Origin of the sequence: Streptomyces marokkonensis (genome assembly GCF_008312835.1) — a bacterium.
Taxonomy (GTDB): domain Bacteria; phylum Actinomycetota; class Actinomycetes; order Streptomycetales; family Streptomycetaceae; genus Streptomyces; species Streptomyces marokkonensis_A.
Window position 1 is genome coordinate 115886 of the sequence record NZ_VSKS01000023.1, and the last position, 6038, is coordinate 121923.

The window sequence follows — 6038 nt, forward strand, 5'->3', positions numbered from 1 at the left end:
GGGTGAGACCGGACGATCACCGCGGACACGGCCGCACCGGCCAAGGCGGTATCCCCGACGGGCTGCTGCTCGGCATCCTCGCGTTCCTCATCGGCGTGACCGTCATGGTGTGGACGGCCACGGGACTCGCGGGCCTCTTCGCCCACGGCCGCTGGCCGTCCGGCGTCACCTTCGCCCGCACCCCCGTGGCCATGCGCCACCTCGTCGCCGAACCGCGGAACGTCCCCGCCGCCTGGCCGGACGCCAAGGAGGCCGCCCTCTCGGGATACGGCCTCTTCTGGGGCCTGTTCATCGGCCAGCTGATGGTCCTGGCCGTCCTGACGGTGTTCGTCGTGGGCACGGTGGCCCGCTGGAGAGCGGTACGGGCACGGCGCCGGGCCGAGCGGGCGACGGACGGCACGCAGCGGCAGCCGGAGCACCTGCCCGAACGGGAACCGCAGCCGACACCGAAGCACCAGCCCGAACGGGAACCGCAGCCGACACCGAAGCACCAGCCCGAACGGGAACCGCAGCCGACGCCGAAGCACCAGCACGAGGTACCGGCCCCGAGAGGGCCCGAAGAGGACGCTCCGGCGAGGGAAGAACCCGCGGCCGCACCCGCGGCCGGCGATGAACGAGCGGGCGGGTGGCACACCCCCCGCGCCGAAGGCCCGGGCGTCCACTACGGCCCGCCGGCCACCCGCCACCCCGCCGCGGCCCAGGCCGTACGCGACGCCGCAGGCCCCGCCCTCGTCCTCACCTCCAATCCCACCCTCTGGCACGACACCAAGGACGCCCGCGCCAAACTCGGCCCCACCCACCTCTACGACCCCACCCACCTCTGCGACACCCCGGCCCGCCTCCACTGGTCCCCCACCGCCGGCTGCGGGGACAGAGCGACAGCAGCCGCCCGCGCGGCAGCCCTCCTGGCCCCCGTCCGCCCCACCTCCCGCCTCGACCAGGCGGTCAGCGACACCGCCGGGACACTGCTCCGCAGCTACCTCCACGCCGCCGCCGTCGACGGCCGCACCGTCCGCCACGTCCACCGCTGGTCCCAGGGCATCCAGGTGCACGACGCCGTACGCGTCCTCCGCACCAACCCCAAGGCCGCCCCCGGATCCGCCGGCGAACTCGAGGCGGCCCTCACGGCGCATCCCGACCGCCGGGACATGGCCCAGCAGTTGACCACCCGCGCACTGTCCGCCCTCTCCACGGTCAACGTCCGCGAGGCCTGCACTCCCAACCGAACTGATGCCCTCGCCTTGGATTCCTTCATCCACGAAGGGGGCACGCTTTATGTCGTGGGCGAATCCATCGAGGATCCCCGCACCAGCCCGGGCGCGATGCCCCTGCTGACGGCGCTCGCCTCACACGTGGTCGAGCACGGCCGGCGCATGGCCGAACGGTCATCCTCCGGTCGGCTCGACCCACCACTCACCCTCGTCCTGGACGACGTGGCGGCCGTCGCCCCACTCCCCCAGCTCCCCGAACTGCTCACGACCGGCACCGACCAGGGCATGCCCACGCTGGCCCTGCTCCGGTCCCGCGAACAGGGCAGGGCCCGCTGGCCCCACGACGAACTACCGGTCTGACCCCGGACGTCCGACCACCATCTCCAGCTCCCGCTCGTCCGGCCTGCCCGCCAGCGGCACGGTCACCCCGCTCTCCACGAAACCGGCCTTGCGGTAGAACCCCAGCGCCCGCGCGTTCCCCGGGTGCACGATGAGCCGCACGCGCTCCGCCCCACGCCCCCACGCCCACTCCAGCGCGGCGTCGAACAGCGCCTTCGTCAGCCCGCTCCCCCGGTGCCCCGGCGCCACGTACACCCCCACCAGATGCCCCTGCCGCCGCTCGACGGGAAACCCGGCCCAGTCCCTCGTACCGGCCTCCTCGATCAGCACGGCGACCGTGCCCACCCAGCTCCCGTCCCCCGCCTCGGCGACGAACTGCCGCCCCCCGCCGGCCCCTTCCGCCCCGTTCGCCGTGCGCTCCCGCCAGTACGAGTCCGGCCGCGCCACGGCCTGTTCGTAGGTGTCCAGAAAGGCGAGACGCGCCACCGGATCCCGCAGCGAGGTGAGCCGCAGCTCCTTCGCCGCGCTCCACTCCTCCGCACGCACCGGCCGGATCACACAGTCCTCGAAGGGCATGGCACTCATGGCCGCCACCGTAGTACCGGGGTACCACGCCCCTCACCCCGAATACGGCCCACGGTCCGACGCCCGCCTCCCCCGCGCGGACGAGCATCGACACATGATTACGGCTCAGGACCTCACCAAACGCTACGGCGACCGGACCGTCGTCACCGACCTGTCCTTCACCGTCCGCCCCGGCACCGTCACCGGATTCCTCGGCCCGAACGGCGCCGGCAAGTCCACCACCATGCGGATGATCCTCGGCCTGGACGCCCCCACCCGCGGTCACGCCACCATCGGCGACCGCTCCTACGCCGCCCACCCCGCACCCCTCACCGAGGTCGGCGCCCTGCTGGAGGCCCGCTCGGTCCACCCCGGCCGCACCGCCTTCCACCACCTGCGCGCCCTCGCCCACACCCACGGCATCCCGAAGAGCCGCGTCGAACACGTCCTGGGCCTCACCGGCCTGACCGAGGTGGCCGACCGCCGGGTCAAGGGCTACTCCCTCGGCATGGGCCAGCGCCTCGGCATCGCCGCCGCCCTGCTCGGCGACCCGGCCACGGTCATCCTCGACGAGCCGGTCAACGGCCTCGACCCCGAGGGCGTCCTGTGGATCCGCACCCTCCTCAAGTCCCTGGCCGCCGAAGGCCGTACGGTCCTCGTCTCCTCCCACCTCATGAGCGAGACGGCCCTCACCGCCGACCACCTGGTCATCATCGGCCGCGGCCGGCTCCTCGCCGATACCACGGTCACCGACTTCGTACGCCGCTCCGGCGCCGGCACCGTCAAGGTCGTCACCCCTCAGGCCGCCGACCTCGTACGCCACCTGACCGCACCCGGCGTCACGGTCACGGCCGAAGGGCCCGGCCACCTCACCGTGCACGGAACCGACGCCGAACACATCGGCCGCACGGCCGCCGCCCACGGCATCCCCCTGTTCGAACTCACGCCCAGCACCGCCTCCCTGGAAGAGGCGTTCATGGACCTCACCCACGACGCGGTCGAATACCCCGCCGCCCTGGAAGGAGCAGCCGCGTGACCACCGCCACCACCGTCCGGCCCCACCGGGTCACCCCCGCCCGCGTCCTGCGCTCCGAATGGCACAAGCTGTGGACGATCCGCTCCACCTGGATCAACCTCGTCGCCACCAGCGCCCTCACCCTCGGCATGGGCGTCGGCATCAGCGCGGCCTACGACGGCACCGGCGAGGGCGGCCTCGACACGGTCGTCTTCGTCCTCCTCGGCACCCAGTTCGCCACCATCAACCTGGCCGTCCTGGGCATCCTCGCCACCGCCGGCGAGTACTCCACCGGCCAGATCCGCGCCACCATGACCGCCGTGCCACGCCGCCTGCCCGTCCTGTGGGCCAAGGCCGCCGTCCTCGCCGCGGTCGCCCTCCCCCTGTGCCTGTGGACCAACCTGCTCACCTTCCCCCTGGCCCAGGCCTTCCTCACCGACACCGACCAGTCCGCCGCCCTCGGCGACCCGGGCGTCCTGCGCGGACTCGCCGGCAACGCCGCCGCCCTCACCCTCCTCACCGTCATGGCCCTCGGCCTCGGCGCCGTCACCCGCTCGATCCCCATCGCCACCGGCACGTACATCGGCCTCGTCATGATCGTGCCGGAAGTCCTCAGCATGCTCCCGTACGCCGTCGTCGACGACGCGGTCGGCTACTTCCCCGCCCAGGCCCTGGAGTCACTCACCGCCGCCCGTCCCGCCCCGGACGCCCTCTCACCCGGCGCGGCCCTGCTCGCCCTCGCCCTCTGGGCGGCGGTGTCCCTCGCGGCGGCCGCGACGACGCTGCGCCGCAGGGACGTCTGACCCGTGCCGTCCACCGTGTTCCCCCCGCCGGACCGACCCACCACCATGGACCTCGTGGCAGACGACCGGGAGGCTCCGACGACGGGGGGACGGACGACGGAACCCCTCACCCAGTACATGCAACGCGTCAACCAGCGGGTGCGCGCCTTCGACCGGCGCCACCCGCTGCTCTGGGACCTGCACTTCACCGCCTTCTGGGTGACCGCCGCCCTCATCGACTACCTCGGCGACGGCTGGCGCAACGTCACCCACAACCCCGACGCCCCCGGCTGGTTCCTGCTCACCCTCAGCCTCGGCCTCTCCCTCCCCCTCCTCCGGCGCCGCACCCACCCCGCGGCGGCCCTGCTCGCCACGGCCCCGTTCGCCCTGGCCAACGCCTGGTCCGGCACGGCACTCCAGGCGGCGCTGCTCCAGCTCGTCGTCATCTACCACATCGCCCTGCGCACCCCCCTGCGCAACCTGTGGTGGGCGGCGGCCCTGACGCTCGCCCCCGTGGTCGTCTCCGCGGCCCGCCACGGCGAGGGCGAGTGGAACCAGCAGATCGGCTCCCACCTGACGTCCGTCGTCGTGGCCGTCCTCATCGGCATCACGGTCCGCACCCGCCGGAACTACACGGAGGCCCTGGAGGACCGCGCCCACCGCCTGGAGATCGAACGCGACCAGCAGGCCCGTATCGCCACCGCCGCCGAACGCGCCCGCATCGCCCGCGAGATGCACGACATCATCGGCCACAACCTGTCCGTCATCACGGGCCTGGCCGACGGCGGCAAGTACGCGGCCACCAAGTCCCCGGAACGCGCCGCCCAGGCCCTGGACGCCATCGGCACCACCAGCCGTCAGGCCCTCGGCGAACTCCGCCGCCTCCTCGACGTCCTCCGCGACGACGACACCGCGCACCCCGCCGCACGCACCCCCCAGCCCGGCCTCACCGACCTGGACCGGCTCATCGACGGCGTCCGCACCGCGGGCCTGCCCGTCCACACCAGCATCGAGGGCCGCGCGACCCTCGCCCCGGGCCGTCAGCTCACCGTGTACCGGGTCGTCCAGGAAGCCCTCACCAACACCCTCAAACACGCCGGCCCCGACGCGACCTCGAACCTCGCCATCGCCTACGGCGACAAGGGCGCGGTGACGGTCACCCTCACCGACACCGGGAAGGGCACACCGCCCACCGCCCCGTCCGACGGCCGCGGCATCCCCGGAATGCGCGAGCGCACCGCCCTGTACGGCGGGACACTCGAGGCCGGTCCACGCCCGCACCCCGAGCGGGGCTGGCTCGTCCACCTGCACCTACCGGAGGAAACCCCGCAGTGACCACCGTCCTCATCGCCGACGACCAGCCCCTCCAGCGTTTCGGCTTCCGCATGCTCCTGGAGAGCCAGGACGACATCACGGTCCTGGGCGAGGCGTCGAACGGCAGCGAAGCGATCCGCATGACGGCCCGACTGCACCCCGACGTGGTCCTGATGGACATCCGCATGCCCGGCCTGGACGGCATCGAGGCGACCCGCCGCATCGTCGCCGCCGGCGACCGCACCCGCGTCCTCATCCTCACGACGTTCGACCTGGACGAGTACGCCCACGCCGGCCTCCGTGCGGGAGCCTCCGGCTTCCTCATCAAGGACGCCCAGCCGGAGGAACTCCTCTCCGGCATCCGCTCCGTCGCCACCGGAGACGCGGTCGTCGCCCCCAGCCTGACCCGCCGCCTCCTCGACGCGTACGCCCACCACCTGCCGACCGGCGGCGCCACCCATGACGCCTCCCCGGACGACCCACGGCTGTCCACCCTCACGGAACGGGAACGCGAGATCCTCACGGTCATCGGCAAGGGCTGGACGAATACCGAAATCGCTACGCGCCTGCATCTGGCGGAGTCCACGGTCAAAACACACGTGGGCCGCATCCTCGCCAAGACGGGTTCCCGGGACAGAATCCAGGCCGTGATCCTGGCGTACGACACGAAGCTGGTAGAGCCGGCCTGAGCGGGCCTGAAACGCAGAAAGCCCCCGTGCCGAATGGCACGGGGGCTTTCTCAATATTTGTTCGGCGGCGTCCTACTCTCCCACAGGGTCCCCCCTGCAGTACCATCGGCGCTGTAAGGCTTAG

6 protein-coding genes and 1 rRNA gene are annotated in these 6038 nt (G+C 72.7%); 5 read left to right on the forward strand and 2 right to left on the reverse strand.

What is annotated here, in order from left to right:
- Positions 1 to 2: 2 nt before the first annotated feature.
- The gene (locus F1615_RS30490) at positions 3 to 1571 is read left to right on the forward strand and encodes a type IV secretory system conjugative DNA transfer family protein (protein ID WP_149552288.1); all 1569 of its coding nucleotides are present in this window, start codon (positions 3 to 5) and stop codon (positions 1569 to 1571) included.
- Here F1615_RS30490 and F1615_RS30495 read toward each other — a convergent pair.
- On the reverse strand, positions 1560 to 2135 hold the full coding sequence (locus tag F1615_RS30495) for a GNAT family N-acetyltransferase (protein WP_388237378.1): 576 nt from the start codon (positions 2133 to 2135) through the stop codon (positions 1560 to 1562). The genes F1615_RS30490 and F1615_RS30495 overlap by 12 nt on opposite strands.
- A gap of 94 nt (positions 2136 to 2229) precedes the next feature.
- Here F1615_RS30495 and F1615_RS30500 point away from each other — a divergent pair, with 94 nt between their 5' ends.
- The 4 genes from F1615_RS30500 to F1615_RS30515 are packed head-to-tail and all read left to right on the forward strand — an operon-like array spanning position 2230 to position 5914.
- Complete coding sequence (locus F1615_RS30500; protein WP_149552289.1) at positions 2230 to 3150, forward strand: ABC transporter ATP-binding protein; 921 nt, start codon at positions 2230 to 2232, stop codon at positions 3148 to 3150.
- Positions 3147 to 3932, forward strand: coding sequence for an ABC transporter permease (locus F1615_RS30505; protein ID WP_149552290.1), 786 nt, complete (start codon positions 3147 to 3149; stop codon positions 3930 to 3932). The genes F1615_RS30500 and F1615_RS30505 overlap by 4 nt, the downstream gene beginning before the upstream one ends.
- Before the next feature lie 45 nt (positions 3933 to 3977).
- Positions 3978 to 5246, forward strand: a complete 1269-nt coding sequence (locus F1615_RS30510) for a sensor histidine kinase (protein WP_208818445.1) — start codon at positions 3978 to 3980, stop codon at positions 5244 to 5246.
- On the forward strand, positions 5243 to 5914 hold the full coding sequence (locus F1615_RS30515) for a response regulator (RefSeq protein ID WP_149552292.1): 672 nt from the start codon (positions 5243 to 5245) through the stop codon (positions 5912 to 5914). Before F1615_RS30510 ends, F1615_RS30515 begins: the two co-directional genes overlap by 4 nt.
- A 59-nt stretch (positions 5915 to 5973) precedes the next feature.
- Here the strand turns inward: F1615_RS30515 and rrf are convergent.
- Positions 5974 to 6038 (reverse strand): 5S ribosomal RNA (gene rrf, locus F1615_RS37205); the annotation flags it as partial.